Annotated in this window: 15 protein-coding genes and 2 riboswitches; of the genes, 3 read left to right on the forward strand and 12 right to left on the reverse strand. The window is 43.3% G+C overall.

Annotated features, from left to right (window positions below):
• Positions 1–131: 131 nt before the first annotated feature.
• The 12 genes from E4635_RS14680 to E4635_RS14735 form a co-directional block, all read right to left on the reverse strand.
• On the reverse strand, positions 132–1,115 hold the full coding sequence (locus E4635_RS14680; RefSeq protein ID WP_135527458.1) for a T9SS type A sorting domain-containing protein: 984 nt from the start codon (positions 1,113–1,115) through the stop codon (positions 132–134).
• Between the two features lie 33 nt (positions 1,116–1,148).
• Positions 1,149–2,111, reverse strand: a complete 963-nt coding sequence (locus tag E4635_RS14685; RefSeq protein ID WP_135527459.1) for a T9SS type A sorting domain-containing protein — start codon at positions 2,109–2,111, stop codon at positions 1,149–1,151.
• An 8-nt stretch (positions 2,112–2,119) separates the two neighbouring features.
• Positions 2,120–3,406 (reverse strand): DUF5074 domain-containing protein, encoded by a 1,287-nt coding sequence (locus E4635_RS14690; protein WP_135527460.1) that lies wholly within the window; start codon positions 3,404–3,406, stop codon positions 2,120–2,122.
• 60 nt (positions 3,407–3,466) lie between these two features.
• Positions 3,467–4,498 carry a DUF5074 domain-containing protein gene (locus E4635_RS14695; protein WP_135527461.1) on the reverse strand — a complete coding sequence of 344 codons (1,032 nt, stop codon included), beginning with the start codon at positions 4,496–4,498 and terminating at the stop codon, positions 3,467–3,469.
• Positions 4,499–4,502: 4 nt separating this feature from the next.
• Complete coding sequence (locus tag E4635_RS14700) at positions 4,503–6,338, reverse strand: TonB-dependent receptor (RefSeq protein WP_135527462.1); 1,836 nt, start codon at positions 6,336–6,338, stop codon at positions 4,503–4,505.
• Positions 6,339–6,369: 31 nt separating this feature from the next.
• Positions 6,370–6,566: riboswitch (cobalamin riboswitch) on the reverse strand.
• Between the two features lie 144 nt (positions 6,567–6,710).
• On the reverse strand, positions 6,711–8,615 hold the full coding sequence (locus E4635_RS14705; protein ID WP_135527463.1) for a TonB-dependent receptor plug domain-containing protein: 1,905 nt from the start codon (positions 8,613–8,615) through the stop codon (positions 6,711–6,713).
• Between the two features lie 83 nt (positions 8,616–8,698).
• A riboswitch (cobalamin riboswitch) is annotated at positions 8,699–8,901 on the reverse strand.
• A 973-nt stretch (positions 8,902–9,874) separates the two neighbouring features.
• Entirely contained in the window at positions 9,875–10,399 is a 525-nt protein-coding gene (gene cobC, locus E4635_RS14710; RefSeq protein WP_135527464.1) for an alpha-ribazole phosphatase, read from the reverse strand.
• The gene (locus E4635_RS14715; protein WP_135527465.1) at positions 10,384–11,181 is read right to left on the reverse strand and encodes an adenosylcobinamide-GDP ribazoletransferase; all 798 of its coding nucleotides are present in this window, start codon (positions 11,179–11,181) and stop codon (positions 10,384–10,386) included. Before E4635_RS14715 ends, cobC begins: the two co-directional genes overlap by 16 nt.
• Before the next feature lie 7 nt (positions 11,182–11,188).
• Positions 11,189–12,868 (reverse strand): nicotinate-nucleotide--dimethylbenzimidazole phosphoribosyltransferase, encoded by a 1,680-nt coding sequence (cobT, locus tag E4635_RS14720; protein WP_135527466.1) that lies wholly within the window; start codon positions 12,866–12,868, stop codon positions 11,189–11,191.
• Positions 12,869–12,886: 18 nt separating this feature from the next.
• Complete coding sequence (locus E4635_RS14725) at positions 12,887–13,537, reverse strand: Dph6-related ATP pyrophosphatase (protein ID WP_135527467.1); 651 nt, start codon at positions 13,535–13,537, stop codon at positions 12,887–12,889.
• A 4-nt stretch (positions 13,538–13,541) separates the two neighbouring features.
• Positions 13,542–14,051: a bifunctional adenosylcobinamide kinase/adenosylcobinamide-phosphate guanylyltransferase gene (locus E4635_RS14730; protein WP_135527468.1), complete on the reverse strand. Its 510-nt coding sequence runs from the start codon at positions 14,049–14,051 to the stop codon at positions 13,542–13,544.
• Between the two features lie 12 nt (positions 14,052–14,063).
• Entirely contained in the window at positions 14,064–14,426 is a 363-nt protein-coding gene (locus E4635_RS14735; protein WP_135527469.1) for a DUF5522 domain-containing protein, read from the reverse strand.
• A 102-nt stretch (positions 14,427–14,528) separates the two neighbouring features.
• Here E4635_RS14735 and E4635_RS14740 point away from each other — a divergent pair, with 102 nt between their 5' ends.
• From E4635_RS14740 to E4635_RS14750, 3 genes are read left to right on the forward strand one after another with little or no spacing between them, the layout of a single operon-like run.
• Positions 14,529–15,668: an ABC transporter substrate-binding protein gene (locus tag E4635_RS14740; protein WP_135527470.1), complete on the forward strand. Its 1,140-nt coding sequence runs from the start codon at positions 14,529–14,531 to the stop codon at positions 15,666–15,668.
• Position 15,669: 1 nt separating this feature from the next.
• Positions 15,670–16,698, forward strand: a complete 1,029-nt coding sequence (locus tag E4635_RS14745; protein WP_394345980.1) for an iron chelate uptake ABC transporter family permease subunit — start codon at positions 15,670–15,672, stop codon at positions 16,696–16,698.
• Between the two features lies 1 nt (position 16,699).
• Positions 16,700–17,485: an ABC transporter ATP-binding protein gene (locus E4635_RS14750; RefSeq protein WP_135527471.1), complete on the forward strand. Its 786-nt coding sequence runs from the start codon at positions 16,700–16,702 to the stop codon at positions 17,483–17,485.
• Positions 17,486–17,496: the final 11 nt, after the last annotated feature.

The raw sequence follows: 17,496 nt of genomic DNA on the forward strand, positions 1-17,496 counted from the left end.
TAATGGTTGGTTATATAGTCAAGACGAATGACTTTTTCTTTTGTTACAAAGAAGCTGAAATTTACATAAAAAATAATAAAAAAGCTGCCTTAAGAAATTCCTAAGGCAGCTTCATGCTTATGAAAAGCTATTTATTTAACGATTATCCTTTTGGTTATTTTCTCTTCGCCAATGGTTACTTCAAACAAATAAGTTCCTTTAGTCAAATCAGAAACCCTTATTTCTTTATGTTCTCCGGCAGGCAGGTTTTTTACGATCCTTCCGGAAAGGTCATATACTACCACGGCAGTTTCTTTCTCGGTATTCAAGAACACGACATCTGTCGCCGGGTTTGGATATATGGAGAACAAAGCCATGTTTTCTTTTTCGTCGTTCATTTTCCTGAAACCGGCAGCCTGGTGGATCACGCCAACAGCATCCAAATCGAAACCGCCCGAATTAAAAGGCGTTGTAAAAGGATCGTTGATTTTATTGCCATAGCTGTCATAGGTAGCATAGGTTGCGTTTATCGACCCGACCACATCAATCACTTTTACATGGGTAATGCTGTTTTTATTCAGCAAAGCATTGTTGGGCACATCGTCCAGGTTAAAAGGTGTCCCGTAATTTATTTTGTATTTTCCGGCCAGGTTGTTGATATACCTGCAATCTACGGCACCAAAGCCTCCAATTTGTGTTGTTGTCTGGGTTTGGCTGTGGGAAGGGAACCTGAAGAAATTGACCCCGTCCGAACTTACCTCAACAAAAGCCAGTTCTAAAAACGTATCGGAAAAACTGTTTTCAAAAACCGCAAAATCATAACCTGTCTCGTTTGTGATAGGTAATGCAAAGGTAACCGTTGCGCTTCCTCCGTCTCCTAAACTCACCACATCCAGGGTGCTGCCGCTAGGGGCTCCTGTAGCCAAACTCGGTGTCCCGAAAGAAGCCAACGCACTGGAAGCGTTCGAGATATCCTGTTTTCCTCTTACTACTGTAGCTTCGGTTGCCCAGGCCACGATGGAAGGATCGCTTGCCGCAATGGCTGTAGATCCTGTTTGCCCTGCCGGCGGCGGGTACGATTGTGCGTTTAAAACGGCTGAAATTCCCAAAAGGGATACTAGTACTGCTTTTTTCATTTGTAATGTATTTAGTTGGTTTATATTTAGTTGTTATTCAATGATTATTTTTTTGACCGCTCTTTTGCCATCGGTGGAAACTTCCAACAAATAGGTTCCGGGGTTTAGGTCCGAGACGATGATTTTTTGGTAATTCCCTTTGGGGAAACGCTTGACAATCCTTCCCGGCAAGTCGTACAGGATTAAGGCCGCTTCTTCTTCCATCTCCAGGAAAAGAATGTCTTTTGCAGGGTTGGGATACAGTGTAAAAAAGATTTTATCAAAACCATCCACGCCTAATGATCTCTCATGGATGACCCCTACCGCCTGCAAATCGAAACCTCCGGAATCAAAAGGCGTGGGGAACGAATCGTTAATGGCATTCCCCTGGCTGTCATAGGTTGCATATTGCGGATCGATACTGCCCACCACATCGATGATTTTGATATGGGTGATGCTATTTTTATTCAATAATGGGCTATCGGGTATTTCGCTTATATCAAAAGGAGTCCCGTATGTACCGTCATATTTCCCGCCCAGGTTATTAAGATAGGCCGCCTGCGGTGTCCCGAAAGTCCCTATCTGGCTGCTGCTTTGTGTTTGGCTGTACGTGGGGAAACCGAAATAATGGACGCCATCTGAACTTACTTGTACAATCCCCAATTCCAGGTATCCTGTATTCCCGTTTTCGAAAACTGCAAAATCAAACCCTGGCCCATCCGTTACCGGAAGAAGGAAAGTGGCCACTGCTTCTCCCCTGTCGCCCAGGCTGACAACAGCTCCCGTAGGAAAGCCTGCAGCATTGGCAGGCAATCCCGTGGAAGCATAGCCAAGCGACGGATCAGAGATTTTCTTATACCCCCTGGTTACCTCGATTCCCGTCGCCCAGCTTACAAAAGAAACATCTGTCTTATGGATTGCCGTAGTGCCCAATTGTCCCGCTGCCGGCGGAAATGACTGCGAATAACCTTCCATCAAAAGCAAGAAACTGGCTGCAAACAATACCTTTTTTTTCATTACAATAGTTATTTAACCACGAGTTTTGTGGTTTGTTTTTGGCCTTCAAAACTCAATTCCACTACATATATTCCTTTGGACAGATCGGAAACATCGATCCCCGAAGGCGAATACGCTTCATTTTTCACTGTTTTCCCAATAAGGTCATACATTTTTACGTGGATGTTTTTATCCGATTTGAGGTAAAAAACACTAGCTGCAGGATTTGGATACACCGAAATACCGATTGCCGCTGCAGGCTGGTTTGCGCCCAACGCACTCTTTTTCGACTCATAAAAATGATTCGGGATATCGCCTACGCCATGGGTTGCGATAAAAGTACCGCCAATGGTATACATATGGGCAAATCCGCTGCCGCCAAAACCATTGGCATCCGCCACATAAATGGTATTGTCAATAATGTTCCATCCGTAAATACCCAGGAATCCCTGGTCGGGTGTATTCAAAAAAACCGATGCAGGCAAACTGGTATCCTGGACACTCATTTTATAAATACCGGAGCCCAATGTGTAATACAAGTCATTATTGTGCATCAGTAAATGTTTCGGGTGCTGGTTATTGACAAAAGGCAACTGGCTGGCAATGCTATTGTTGGCCAGGTTTATTTTGACCAATGCACCGCTGGTTTCCGATCCGCTCCAATCCGGCATTCCGCCGCAAAGCACGTAGAGGTAGTCGTCTTTGATTACCATCGAATTCGGAATGTCCCCTACAGGGATTGTAGTGACATTTTCGGTAACGATATCTACTACAGACAGCGTAGTGCCGTAACCGTAACCGCCCTGGTTGGCCACATACAGCTTGCCTCCGGCTGCTTCAATATGTTCCACGCCTTCGGGCATCGGGATGGTATCTTCCACCTGATAGGTATCCAAATTGACCACCGCCAGGTAATCATCCGTAGTTACCGTCCCATCTCCCCAGCAGGTCACATACCCTTTATTCTGGTAAAAAGCGATATACCTCGGATTGATCAACCCCGTCGCAATAGACGCCACAGCGGTAAGCGTTTCCGTATTGACTACCTTTATGGCATTGGAATAGTTTAAAACGATAAAAGCGTTATTACCGTGAAAACCCATGCTCTGGGCCACATCACCCAGCGGGGCATTGTTATTGGCCGCAGCGAAAATATTATTGGCAACCTCATGGTCTTTGTCGATAAAACTGACGGAGGCAGAATTGCTTCCCATATTTCCTTCATTTAAAACAAAAACGCCATCCAGGTAAGATTGGGAAAAGCCAAGAGAGCAGATGCATGCGAATGCAATCGATAAAATGTAATTTTTTTTCATTGTGCAAATTGATTTATAAAAATGCCCCGGTAACCAAACAACCGGAGCGGTTAGTACGATTTAATTGTTGGAATAAAAGCCGTTAGGCCCTTTGTTTACAGTTATTGTCTTGAGTACGGTTCCTGATGTCGAATAGACCGTCACCACACCGTCCTGCGTGAAACCATTAGCATCCCCCGAGTAGATTTTCCCATCAATGACCCCGAAACCGTAAAAAGTGGAAAAACTGTTGTCCGTTACCGTGAACAGAGGCGTTTCCGTGAAAGCTGCTGCATTCAAGCCCATTGAATACACCCCGTTCCCTTTGGTATAATAAATGCTATTCCCTTCAATATCCATATTGCGGGCATCCTTGAGTGTTTCAGAGGTGATGGAAACAGCGGTATCGGTAGTGGCATTGATTTTAAACAATTTGCTTCTGTTTGCATTGCCACACAGCACATACACCGATCCGTTTTTCTCTTCTATCGAATTCACGCCTTCTTCCACGGTTATGGTAGCGGAAACCGTATTGGTGGCAGGATTGATTACCGTAATTTCGTTCCCGGAACCGTAAGCGCCGTTCATTACATATAATTTCCCGTTGGCTGCGATGATTTTTTCTACTGTTTTATGGATCGCGACAGAAGCAAGATATGCGTAGGTATTGGCATCATATACCGTAACAGCTTGGGAAACGGCATTGGTAACATATAATTTCCCGTTTAAGGGAACACTATATCGGGGCTGTTCCAGGTGAGCAGTTATCGTGACAAGATTTTTAAAAGAATGCCGGTCTACCACTTCGATTTCATTCGAATTATTCACTACAATAAAAGCATTGTCTCCTGAAAAACTCATCGATTGAGCCACATCGCCCAGCACTTTAGGAATGTTTACAAGCCCGAATATATTGTTCTGGAAAGTGGCCAGGTCGTTTGAAACAAAAGACACGGAAGCATTGGGCGTCCCGAAATTCCCTTCATTCAAAATAAACACGCCCTTATCGTAAGCACCTAACGGGGTTTCCTTTTCCGTGAGGTCGTCACTGCTACAGGACACTAAAAACAATACGCTTGTAAAAAGCCCTACACAAAGATTTTTCAATTTCATGGTTCTAATAGTTAAGATGTAAGTAAACGGTTATATTCCGGCCCGGCATGGTCCGCTGGTCGAGGCATTCGTATTTTTCATTCCAGAGGTTCAATACCTTAAAACCCAGGAGCCATATGTTCTTTTTGCTGAAATTATAGTCAGCCCCTATATTGGAAATGTTGTAATCGCCGATGTTGTATTTGGGATTATTATCTGAAGTGGTAAATACTTCCCCGGTAAACAAGAGCTGGTAATACGCCGATAGCCTTTTATACGAATACGAAGCGGCTCCGGTCATTTTATGGTACGGCACATAAAACAGCTGCTTATGGCTTTTTTCATCCAAAGAAACCGTGTAGGAATACGTTCCGTTGCAACGGAAAGAATGGTTGTTGATTTTCCGTTGCCATTGCAATAAGGCTTCTGCTCCATAAACCGATACTTTGTCTGTGTTTACCGGTGACCAGTTCCCGGAATTAGTAGGCAGCCAACGGATCATGTCCTTAATTTTCATACCGAATCCTGTTGCTGTCATTTGGATATTTTTATAGGAGAATTGATGGCTTATTTCGGCTTGATAAGCGCTTTCCGGTTTTAAGTCAGGGTTTCCGCTGCCCACCCAATACAGGTCGTTAAAAGTCGGGATCCTGTAATTCCGGGAGATATTCCATTGTAACTGGTACCATTTGACAAAAACCATACGGGAGCCGGCCGCAAACAGAAGCGGGCTTTTATAATCGCTAGATGCTTCTTCCCTGGCACTGATTTCGGCATCCCATCGATTGGTAATACGATATTGCAACAACAGGCTGGCTCCGGAAACTTCCCTCATTTTCTTTTGGATGCCGGAACCCAAACCGCTATTCCTGCTATAATCCAGGATGGCATTTATTTTTATTTTTGAGGTTGGAAGGTACAGCAAATCATATTTCCCGATATAACTCTTCACGCCACCCGAAGAAAATCCTTCCCTGTTTATATCTTCAAAATAACGGTAATGCTCTGTAATGTGAGCCAGTTTTACATTGGAAACAAACTTGCCCAAAAAGCTCGTCCAGGCCAATAGGTTCCTGGTATTGAAATCCTGGTATTTTGTTTTTGTGGCATTCGGGGAAGTCAGGGAAAAATGCCGCTCTCCATCAAAAACCTGACTGTAAAACTTAAGGGTGTTTTTGGCATTGATTTTATATCCTGCAGCAAGATCGACGGTATTGTTGTAGTATTGGCCGTTCGTATTCCTTTCTTCTTTCCCGATAAATTTATAATCATTATCGGAACTGTTTTTGGTAAAACCGCCATTTACGCTCCATTTATTGCTGGCTGCCGTAATTTTATATGTAGCACTCGACGTATTGAAATCCCCGTAATACAACTGCAGGTCATTGTTGAATGATTTTGTGAATTTCAGGTCGTTGTTCAGGTGTATGGTCCCGCCAATGGCACCGCTCCCGTAAACCACGCTCCCGCCTCCGGCTTTGATGGCTATGGAATTGAAGCTCCTGGCGGATACCGTATTGAAATCGGTTTGGCCCAAAAGCTGCGAATTGATGTTGATCCCATTCCAGATAACGGCCGTCTGGCTGCTGGTCGTCCCTCTGAAAGAAGGAGAAGAAACCATCCCCAACCCGTGTTCCTTCATGTAAATCCCGGTCGTATATTCCAGCAAAGCGGTTAACGAATGGGCATTGCGCCTGATGACGGAATCCTGCAGTTTCAAAAGGGTTTGGGAAATGGTAAAATCACGAAGCTGGGTATCGGAAACTACAACTTCTTCAAGTTGCCCGATAGCAGTATGTTGCGCCAAAACACATGGGCACAACCATAAGAAGCACAATAATAATAGCTTTTTTGCTGTCATAATTCCTGAACCTTTTTTCCCGAAAGTCCGATATTCGTTACGAAAAAAGGCAGGTCTCCTGGCTTGCGTCTTGTTGTTGGCCTTCCCATTCCTTTTCAGGACAGTGGCATTGTAGATAACAACAAGCTGAATAGCTTACAGTTGCGGGTACAGCTTAGGTTTTGAACCTAATTCCCTTTTAATGTGATTTTTAAAATTCAAATCACAACCTTAATTCGGGGGCAAATATAGCTTATTTTTTATTTTAAAACATACTAAATAAAAAAAACAGCCGAATATTCTTTCAAAAACAACACGAAGCATCGACCGTCTTAAAACTAAAATCCCGCCCTGATTTGCATCGGGACGGGATCTTCAATCAACTAAATTATTCTAGAACAAAAAATTAAATCCGATTTTAAAATTCCTGCCCCTACTGCTAAAACCTCTGGTTTCAACAAAATCCTTGTTCAGGATATTATCTGCAGCAGCAAAAATATTCAGCCTGTTTTTAATCAGGTCGTAACGGATATTGGCATTTACCAATTGGTAATCTTTTAGTGTTTCGCTCATCAGTACAGGATCGAATGTTGGCGGAAGGTATACGGTATATTCAAAAGCGCGGTCCGCTACGAACTGGTACGCCACATTGAATCCTAAACGCTCTGTCGCCTGTACATCTACCGAAGCATTTGCTTTGTGCTTAGGGTTTAAGATCCTGGATTGCCTTGCCAGTTCGGTAAAGGTATAATTGGCATTGAACCTGATATTCTTGTTCCATTGGTAAGAAAGAGTGGTTTCGACACCTTTGGCATTATTGATTCCGTTTACATTAAAGTATTTATAGGTCATCAAATCAAAACCGATCGCATCTTTCTCTTCCCTGTGGAAGGCAACTGCTGAAAGCGTCAATTTCCCGGACAATAAACCAGCTTCGAAACCTACTTCGGCAGTAGCGTCTTTTTCCGGCGAAAGCTCCAGGTCTCCGTATGGGGAATACAATTGGTACAAACTTGGGGAAACGAATGCCGTGCTGTAAGAAGCCAATACTTTTACCGGAAGGTTCTCCAATTTATAGGACGGGTTCACGTTGTACACCAAATTATTGCCATAACGGCTGTGCAGGTTATAGCGGGCACCTGCATTCAGGTTCAATCCGAAACGGGACGTAAAAACAGCCGTTACATAAGGATCGATCATATTGAATTTAGCCAATTCTTTTTCGATATTGCCATATTGGCTTTCGTTGGACATCTCGTGGAACTGGAACTGGGCACCTGTTACAATAAAAACATCCGGCGTAACCTGGAATTTATTGAAAGCATCGGTGTTGACGCTTCTTGATTTGTAATTGGTCATAGACCCGTAACTGAAGAAATCCCTGCTGATGACATTCGCCGCCGAATGCATTACAAATTCTCCTTTGTTGTATTTGTATTTTGGCGAAAACCCAACCCTGTATTGCTCTGAAAGCAGGTAATTTTCTAAATCATCGGAGAAAGAACCGGCATCGAAATCATTTTTGGTACGATCGTAATTTGCAGAAAAATCCAAAGCCAGTTTCTTGGTCGCCTGCACCCCGAATTTTACCATGGCATTGACCCTTGAGAAATTATCCGGCTCGAAATGGTCTCCCTTTGCTTCGGAAATACCCGTAGATTCGGTACTGTTTAAGGTAGCAAGGTAATTGAATTTGTCAATCGTTCCGTTTACCCCAAACCCCTGGTTGAATTCCTGAGGCTCGTAATTATTGGTTTTTTCGGTAGTTTCCATGCTGCCCATGTTCATGTAGGCATTTCCCGCGATGTTTTTCTTACCGGCTTTTTTAAGTGTGATGTTGATAACTCCTGTGGCTGCTCCTGTTCCGTATAAAGTACTGGAAGCGCCTTTCATCACTTCGATGCTTTCAATCTGGTCTGCAGGAAGCAAACGCAAATCATAGGAAAGGTTGATTCCGGAAGCATCGGTTACCGGAACCCCGTCAATAAGGATTAAAACCTGGTGGTTCCTTCCGCCCCTAAGATAAACCCCAAGGTCTTTCCCGTTACGGCTTTGGTTCCCGTTAATTTCCACTCCGGCCACTGTGCTCAAAATTGAAGCTACGGACTGGCCTTTTCTTTTTTGGAGTTCTTCCGCAGTAATCTTTACAATTACTTTCCCTGATTTTTCTTTTGGCAGGGCGAATTTCGAATCGGAAACCACTACCTGGTCAAGTTTGTTGATCGAATCGTTTTCCTGTGCCAATGCACCAATCGATGCCAAAATAAAAGCACCTACAACAGTAATTTTTCTGTTCATTTTAAATAAAAACATTTTTAATACTAAAAATGGGAGAAAAGCATAGAATTTACCCATACCCAAACCTTTTTTCCCGAAAGTTTGATACTCTGATTGCTTGGGCAGGTCTCCTGGCTTGCGTCTTGTTGTTCACCTTCCCATCCCGTCTTATAACGGGACAGTGGTTTGTAGATAACAACAAGCTTGATAGCTTACAGTTGCGGGTACAGCTTAGGTTTTGATCCTAATTCCCTTTTAATGTGTTTTTGCGAAAAGCAAAGTCACAACCTCAATGCGGTTGCAAATATACGTGCATAATTATTAATTATGCAAAATCCATGTTCATTTAGATTTTTATTTTAAAAAAAAGACAGCAGTTCATTACTTTACTTATATAAATCGTAAGTATTTTCTGCGAAATAGCAAAGAAAAAGAGCAAAGAGCAAAGAAAGCTTGATAGTGAAAAAGGCATTTCACTGATGTAATTCCTATCAATCTTTCCAAGTTATCCACTTCGCCCTTTTGTTTTTTACACAAAAAATCAAGGAAGTATTTTGCGCGTTGGCAGAAAGGGAGGGAACCAAAAAAATGAGGAGGCACGACGAATGGCCTGGTTCCCGATAGGAAAATCCTTCCGTAGATTTTAAGTAAAAAATAATCAGGCTTGATCTTTGGTACTTTGTATCAAGACAAAGTACAAGAAAAGAAAGACAAAAGAAAGATAAAACCAGGAGGTTCCTCCTAACGTCGGAATGACAAGATTATAAATAATTTGCTCCACCTCTCACATTACTTATTACACCGATGTAATTGCTTACTTCACTGATGTAATTAAATATTTCGTGATGTAATTGCTCATTTCACTGATGTAACTGTCTATTTCATTGATGTAATTGTTCATTTCATTGATGTAATCGAATATTTCGTGATGTAATTGCTCATTTCACTGATGTAATTACCTATTACGCTGATGTAAATGCCTACTTCGCTGATGTAATTGCTCATTTCACTGATGTAAGAGCCTGTTTTATTGATGTAATTGAATATTTTGTAATGTATTTACACTTTTCACTGATGTAAATGCCTACTTCGCTGATGTAATTGAATATTTCGTGATGTAATTGCTCATTTAACTGATGTAATTACCTATTACGCTGATGTAAATGCTTACTTCGCTGATGTAATTGTCTGTTTCATGATGTAATTACCTATTACGCTGATGTAAACGACTGGCTACTGCTCACTGTGACTGTCTACTGCCTTCTGGGACTTCTTGCCTCTCAATTAACCTCAACCCTAATTACCTGCCCGAAATCGACTTTATTGGTAAAGGCTTCTGCAAGGGGCAGATTGGTAATCTTGCACAATAGGCTGCGGATAACTCCGGCGTGGGTTACGATAACAATAGGTTGGGATCGATTTTGTAATTCGGTTTCGATAAAATCAAGCACCCTGGCATGCAAATCAACGAATGATTCGCCATTGGGAACAGGGACATTTACGAAATCTTCCATCCATGGATTCAATTCTTCGGGCGCAATAAGATCCCATTTTTGCAGTTCCCAGTCCCCGAAATGCATTTCCATCAAACGGGCATCGGTACTATAATTGGAACCAGACAAATAATCGGCTAATAAAGTACAACGTTGCAATGGGCTCGAATAGTAGACTGCATTGGAGGGAAGCTGCGCTTTTATATCGGCAAACAACTGGCGGTAGTCTTCGCGCAGCCCAACATCGGACTGGCCATAGCAGATGCCTTTTTCGCAAACGGTTTCGGTATGGCGTACTAGATAAATTTCCATAAAGCAATAACTGACAGGTAAAAAACCACTTCGCATACTTGTTGCACAGCCCCAAGGCAATCGCCTGTATACCCACCGATCCATTTCTGGAAATAACGGGCCAGGAAAAACCGGAAGCAGAAAACCGGAAGCAAAACCAGTAGCAATTGCCATTGAAAATAGGACAAAACCACCAAAGGCAACAAACCGAAGAAGCCTGCTCCCAATACTTCGGCCCTGGTGTGGCTTTGCGCAATGGGCTTGCTCTTGCTGGTAGCGTCTTCCCGGGCATATTCGTGTGTGAAAACTATTGAAATGGCGGCCATCCGGCTGATCGAATGCGCGGCAACCAATACTAAAAAAACTATAAGGTATTTGTCCAGGCCTGGGATTCCGGTGTGGTTTAAAAGTGTGCTAACCACTATCCATTTTACGGTTAGAAGCAATACTACTCCAATGGCTCCATAGGCTCCGATGGCACTGTCTTTCATAATTACTAAGATTTTTTCCTTCGTCCAGCCTCCGCCGAAACCATCGCAGACATCGGCAAAACCATCTTCATGAAAAGCTCCGGTAACCAGTATGGAAGCAATGATAGAAAACACAACGGCAATTTCCGGTGTCATCAGGTAATTGAAAATACAATAAGTTATAAATGCCACACTTCCTACAATCCAACCAATTAAGGGGAAATAGCGGGAAGCCTTATTGAGGTAATCCGGATCATGGTTGATATTTTTCGGGCATGGGATCCGTGTGTAAAACATCAGGGCGGTAAAAAATATGTGCAGTTCTTTTTTCATTTTCTTTTTATTTGTTGCTGACTCCGGCGCTTTCAAAACTTGCCATTTCATTTAAGAATACCAGTGCTGATTGTATGATAGGAAACACGACGGCACAGCCTGTACCTTCCCCCAAACGCAAATCCAGCTGCAGGATCGCTTTGGCACCAAGGTAATCCAATAGTTTTTGATGGGCTTGTTCTGCTGAACAATGACTGAATACCGCATTGTTTTTCAGGTCTGGGTTTTTCATGAATGCGATCAGATATGCCACGGTAGCGATAAATCCGTCAATAAGGATCAGCATTTGGTTGTGGTGTGCTTCAAGCATTCCGGCTGCCATCTGTATGATTTCAAATCCTCCGAAATACGCCAGTTTGCTGTCCAGGTCATCGCCTCCTTTATAATCGTTGATGGCTTTTCGTAAAATCTCCCTTTTGAATTGTAGTTTTTCATCGTTGACACCTGTGCCTTTTCCGACACAATCCTCAATCGGGAAACCGCACAAAACGCTCATCAGGACCGAAGCCGTTGATGTATTGCCGATGCCCATTTCTCCAAATCCGACACAATTGCTTCCGGTTTTGGCAATGCCTGCCACAATTTGAGTTCCTTTAGCAAAACAAAACCCGAGCTGGCTTTTGCTCATGGCCGGCCCGCTTAAAAACGATTGGGTACCTTTGTCGGTCTTGGCCGAAATCAGTTTGGCGTTGGGAGGGAAATCGTAATTCACCCCTGCATCCACAATAGAAAGGCGGATACCGTTTTGCTTGCAGAAAACATTAATGGCGGCACCTCCTTCAAGGAAATTAGTAACCATTTGCCGGGTCACATCTTGCGGATAGGCACTCACCCCGTGTTGCGCAATGCCATGGTCGGCGGCAAACACAACAATATTAGGTTGTGAGATATGCGGTTCTGTGGTTTGGAACAATACCCCGATCTGTTTTGCCAATGTTTCCAAAACACCTAAAGAACCGGTCGGTTTGGTTTTGTGGTCGATTTTATATTGGAGCGTTTCCTTTATTTTCGTTTCTTTTGAAGTAGTATCTTGCGATATCAGGTCCTGTTCCAAAGAATTGCTTTCCGAAATCCCGTCAATAACAGCCACTGATGGTTTGGCGGCTTTCTGTTTCCAATTCAGCTGCTGCAGCATGGGTTGGTTGTCATAATCGGAAGCCGGTTTCCCGATGCAGAAATACCCCAAAGGCTCTATATGTTCCGGTAAGCCCAGTAATTTTTTGAAGTCGAAATAATTCAAAATCGAAACCCATCCCATGGAATATCCTTGCTCGGTAAGGGACAACCAGATATTCTGGGCCGCGCAAACCGCACTGAATTTGATCGATTCATTGCTTCCTACGGTTCCGATGGTAAAATTATTCAGTACGGAACGGTCGTAACAAATGACCAGCCCTACAGGTGCTTCTTCGATGGCTTCGAGTTTCAGGTTTTGGTATTGCTCTTTTTGCTGCGGGTTGTCTGTCTGGCCGGCTGCTTTCCTGTCGTAATCGATGAATAATTCCTTGACTGCTTTTTTCACGGCATCCGACTGTATCAGGTAATACCTTGTAGCATCGGTGAGCCCTACCGACGGAGCCAAATGCCCTGCCTGAAGTGCTTTTTCGATAACGGCGTCCGGAACGGCATCTTTTGTAAAATGGCGTGTATCCCTGCGGGATTGTAATATGGTATCGAGGTAGCTCATGTGTTTTCTCTTAAAAGATTAATCGGTATCTTTCCAAACTATGAAACAATAATCGTTATATGTCTTGACGGTAAATTCCGGGATTTCAAGGGCCGATGAAAACAGCGGGCAATTGATGACCAACGTATGGAATTCACCATTCTCCCCGCAAGGGTCGATTTGCTTTTCTTCCAGTTCCAAAGCCAATGCTTTCGTCATTATCTTCCCCAGGTAGGATTCGCCCATTTGCGTATTACAGGACACAATCATGGTTTCGATCCCGCTTTCGATCATTTGGTTGACCAATGCGATGCGGTCCTGTTGCCATAAAGGCAAAACGGCCTCCAGCGAAGCGGCTGCACATACTTTATCTTCCCAATCTTTATGCGCTTGCAGGTCAATATCCCCAAAAACCGCGGCTTGCAGGCCGAAATTCGTTTTGAGTTTTTGTAAAGTGCTGATAAAATGCGTTTCATAATCCGTCCATGTGGCAGGAACGGCTTCCAGCGGCAATTGCATTTTTTGCGCCTGCTGCTCAAGGATGGCCAATGGCAAGCCGTGCGACCGGGATATTTTCCCGTTCTCGTTCATCATATTGAGCAGTACTTTTGGGCTGTGGCCTTGTTCAATGGCCTTCATCATGGCATAACAGGAATCTTTGCCTCCGCTCCAGGATGTTACAAAATCCATGTAGTTAACTTTTAATGGTTACTGGAATCCCGGAAACCATGAGCACGACCTTGTCTGCTTTTTTGGCCAGGTACTGGTTCATCCATCCCTGGAGTTCGGTAAATTTACGGCCGATATGTGTTTGCGCGTGGACGCCCATCCCTATTTCATTGGTAATGATGATAATGGTTGTGTTTTCCTGAAGGGCGACGGCCTCAAATTCAGCTTTGGCTTGTTCCAGGGATAATTCGACATCATTTGCGGTATCTACGAAAAAATTGGTCAGCCAAAGCGTCACACAATCAATAATGGCGGTTTTTCCTGAAAAATCAATTTCACTGATATGCTTCTCTTTTTCAATATTGATCCATCTGGCATCCCTTTCCTGCTGGTGCCGGTCAATCCTTTGCTGGAAATCTCCATCCCATTTCCGGGCTGTTGCCACATACATTGGAGTTTGCGAAAGCTCCATCGCTATATTTTGAGCATAACTGCTTTTGCCGGAGCGCTCTCCTCCTGTTACTAAATAAATCATTCTTTTTAAATATTAATAAGGGCAATGCCTGCATCCGTTTTGGCAGCAAAACCCTCTTTTTAAATGGTACCATGGTTTGAAAACATAGTTTCCGTTTTCTATATAATAATCAATCCCTTCGAGAAGATTTGTGGTTTCCGGAAGGTCTTTGGCTTTATTTCCAGGAGCCGTTTGGGGCGAAATCCCTGCCACATATTCGTCAATTTTAGCAGCACAGGCGCTTTTGAAACAAACCGGGCAAAGGCAATCAATCACATCTGAAGGACTGAAAATAGGCGGAAAACCATTGCACCAGCATTGTATCCCGGCCGGAGTATCGCCACAGTCAAATGCTATCCCGCATGTGGAGCAGTTTTTAACTTTTATAACATTCATTGGGTAAAGATAGTAGTATTTCTCCTTTTTAGGAAGCGATAAAATCAGGTAAGAAATTTTCTAAAAATTCTGCTACCTTTGTTCCTGTTGAAAATAATACACATGAAAACCTTCTTTTATAAAATTATCCTTTGCACTTTTTTTGTTGCTTTTGCCGGTTGCAGGAAAAACGAAAAAACAGGGCAGGCAGCCATTACAAAACAAAATACCATCGAATATGCCAGCGGATTATCCTTGTATGAGTACGATGGTTACACGGTTGTAAAAGTGAGCAATGCCTGGCCCAATGCGGAAAAGGATTTTACGTATGTCCTAAAAGAAAAAAACGGCATTGTCCCGGACAGCTTGTCAAAATACACTTCCATTGCGGTTCCTTTAGAATCTGTCGTGGTCACTTCAACTACAAACATCCCTTTTCTGGAAATGCTGGGCGTGGAAAACAAACTGACCGGATTTCCGCATACCGATTATATTTCTTCGGAAAAAACCCGCCGACTGATTGATAAAGGATTGGTTAAAAATGTGGGGCAGAACGAAAAACTCAACATGGAGCAATTGATTGATATTGCACCGGAACTGATCATCACTTTTGGGGTAGACAACAACAACCCGATGATTGACAATTTGCAGAAAAGCGGGCTAAAAGTAATGATCCAGGCCGATTGGATGGAACAATCTCCTCTTGGGAAGGCAGAATGGATCAAACTCTACGGAGCACTTTTCGGTAAGGAAAAAGAAGCCAAAACGCTTTTTGACGGCATTGTGAAAAATTATAAAGACGCTCTTTTATCGGTTAAGGATTCCAAAGCTGAAACGACCGTCCTTTACGGATCGATGTACCAGGACCAATGGTTCGTGGCCAAAGGAAACAGCTGGGTTGCCCAATTCCTGCGGGATGCCAAGTCCGATTATCTTTGGAAAGAAGTAGAAGGAACGGGCAGTTTAGGCTTGTCTTTTGAAGACATCCTGGACAAAGCCAAAAACGCCGGATGCTGGATAGCGGCCGGGACCTACCAATCATTGGCCGAATTGGAAAAAACCAATCCCCATTACAATCAGTTTGATGCTTTCAAAAATAAAAACGTCTATACTTTCGAATCAAAACTCGGAGCTACCGGAGGAACGGTTTATTATGAGTTGGGGCCGAGCCGTCCGGATTTGGTACTGAAAGACTACATCAAGATCTTCCACCCTGAATTATTGCCCGGTTACACCTTAACTTTTGCCCAAAAACTAAACTAAATTGCCCAATAACACTAGAAATAAGGCCCTTTTCCTGATGCTTTCTTTAGGCACCCTGCTGTTGTTTTTTACCAATATCAGCTTGGGTTCCGTAACCATTCCGTTTAAGGAGGTTTTCCACAGCCTGACGGGAGGCGAAGTATCCAAACAGGCTTGGGAATATATTATCGTCAATTACAGGCTGCCGAAAGCCATTACCGCGATTTTGGCCGGAATGGGGCTTTCCATCAGCGGATTACTGATGCAAACGTTGTTCCGTAACCCTTTGGCCGGTCCTTATGTCCTGGGGTTGAGTTCCGGGTCGAGTTTAGGGGTTGCCTTTGTCATTTTAGGTTCTTCGTTTTTACCTCCAATCCTGAATTCCGTATTATTGTCTTCTTACGGTATCGTGCTTGCCTCCACCCTGGGCAGTTTTTTTGTCCTGCTAATGGTCCTGATCGTTTCACAACGGCTAAAGGATACTATGGCCATCCTTATCGTAGGTTTGATGTTCGGAAGTTTTACCAGTGCCATCGTAGGAGTGTTGACCTATTTTAGTTCGGCTGAGCAATTACAGAAATTTACCTTTTGGTCGTTAGGGAATTTAGGCAACCTATCCTGGACATCCATTGTGGTATTAACCATTGCCGTAAGTTTGGGCTTAACCATGGGTATATTCAGCATCAAACCTTTAAATGCTTTGCTTTTAGGGGAAAATTATGCCAAAAGCCTGGGTATAAATTATAAGAAATCCCGTTTTGTCATCATTTTTGCCACCAGCATCCTGGCAGGAAGCATCACAGCCTTTGCAGGCCCTATCGCTTTTGTAGGACTGGCGGTTCCGCATATGGCAAAATTATTGTTCCAGACCAGCAACCATTTCATTTTATATTGGAGCACGCTCCTTATCGGGGCTTCCATCATGCTGCTTTGCGATGTTATTTCCCAAATGCCGGGAACCAGTGTTACGCTGCCCATAAATGCGATAACTTCGATTATTGGCGCTCCGGTGGTGATTTGGCTTTTAATCCGAAAACGAAATTACAGCTAATATGGCCCAACCGAAAAACATCGTATCCACTTCCGGCCTGTCCATTGGTTACAAAACCAAAAAAACGGCTGTGGCTATTGCCGAGAACCTTACGTTCCAGTTCGGGGAAAGCAAACTCATCACCTTAATTGGAGCCAACGGGATTGGTAAATCGACGCTTTTGCGGACATTGACCGGACTGCAGAAACCGCTTTCAGGAGACGTCTTCCTCAATGGGAAAAACATCCAGGAATATTCAGCATCGGATTTGGCCCAAAACCTTAGTATGGTTTTAACCGAAAAATTACCGCCAAGCAATTTATCTGTTTTTGAACTCGTCGCTTTGGGAAGGCAACCGTATACGAATTGGATAGGAAAATTGGCTCCTTTGGATATCGAAAAAATCATCCGTGCCATCCAACTTACCGAAATTGAACATCTCGCCGAAAAAAAACACCACGAAATAAGTGACGGGCAATTGCAAAAAGTCTTAATCGCAAGGGCTTTGGCACAAGACACACCACTTATCATACTTGACGAACCGACAACGCACCTGGATTTGCTGCATAAAGTCTCCTTGTTCAAATTACTTAAGAAGCTAACGGAAGAAACCGGGAAATGCATTCTTTTTTCCACGCATGATATTGACCTTGCCATCCAGTTAAGTGATGAAATGGTGGTCATGACCCAAGGAAAAGTTGTCCAGGGACAGCCTTGTAATTTGATTGAGCAGGGTGTTTTCAATTCTTTATTCCAGGATGAAAATATTGTTTTTGACAGCCAGAAAGGGAAATTCCTTTTTAAATAATTAGTATTTAT

This window comes from Flavobacterium humi (genome assembly GCF_004745595.1).
Lineage (GTDB): Bacteria > Bacteroidota > Bacteroidia > Flavobacteriales > Flavobacteriaceae > Flavobacterium > Flavobacterium humi.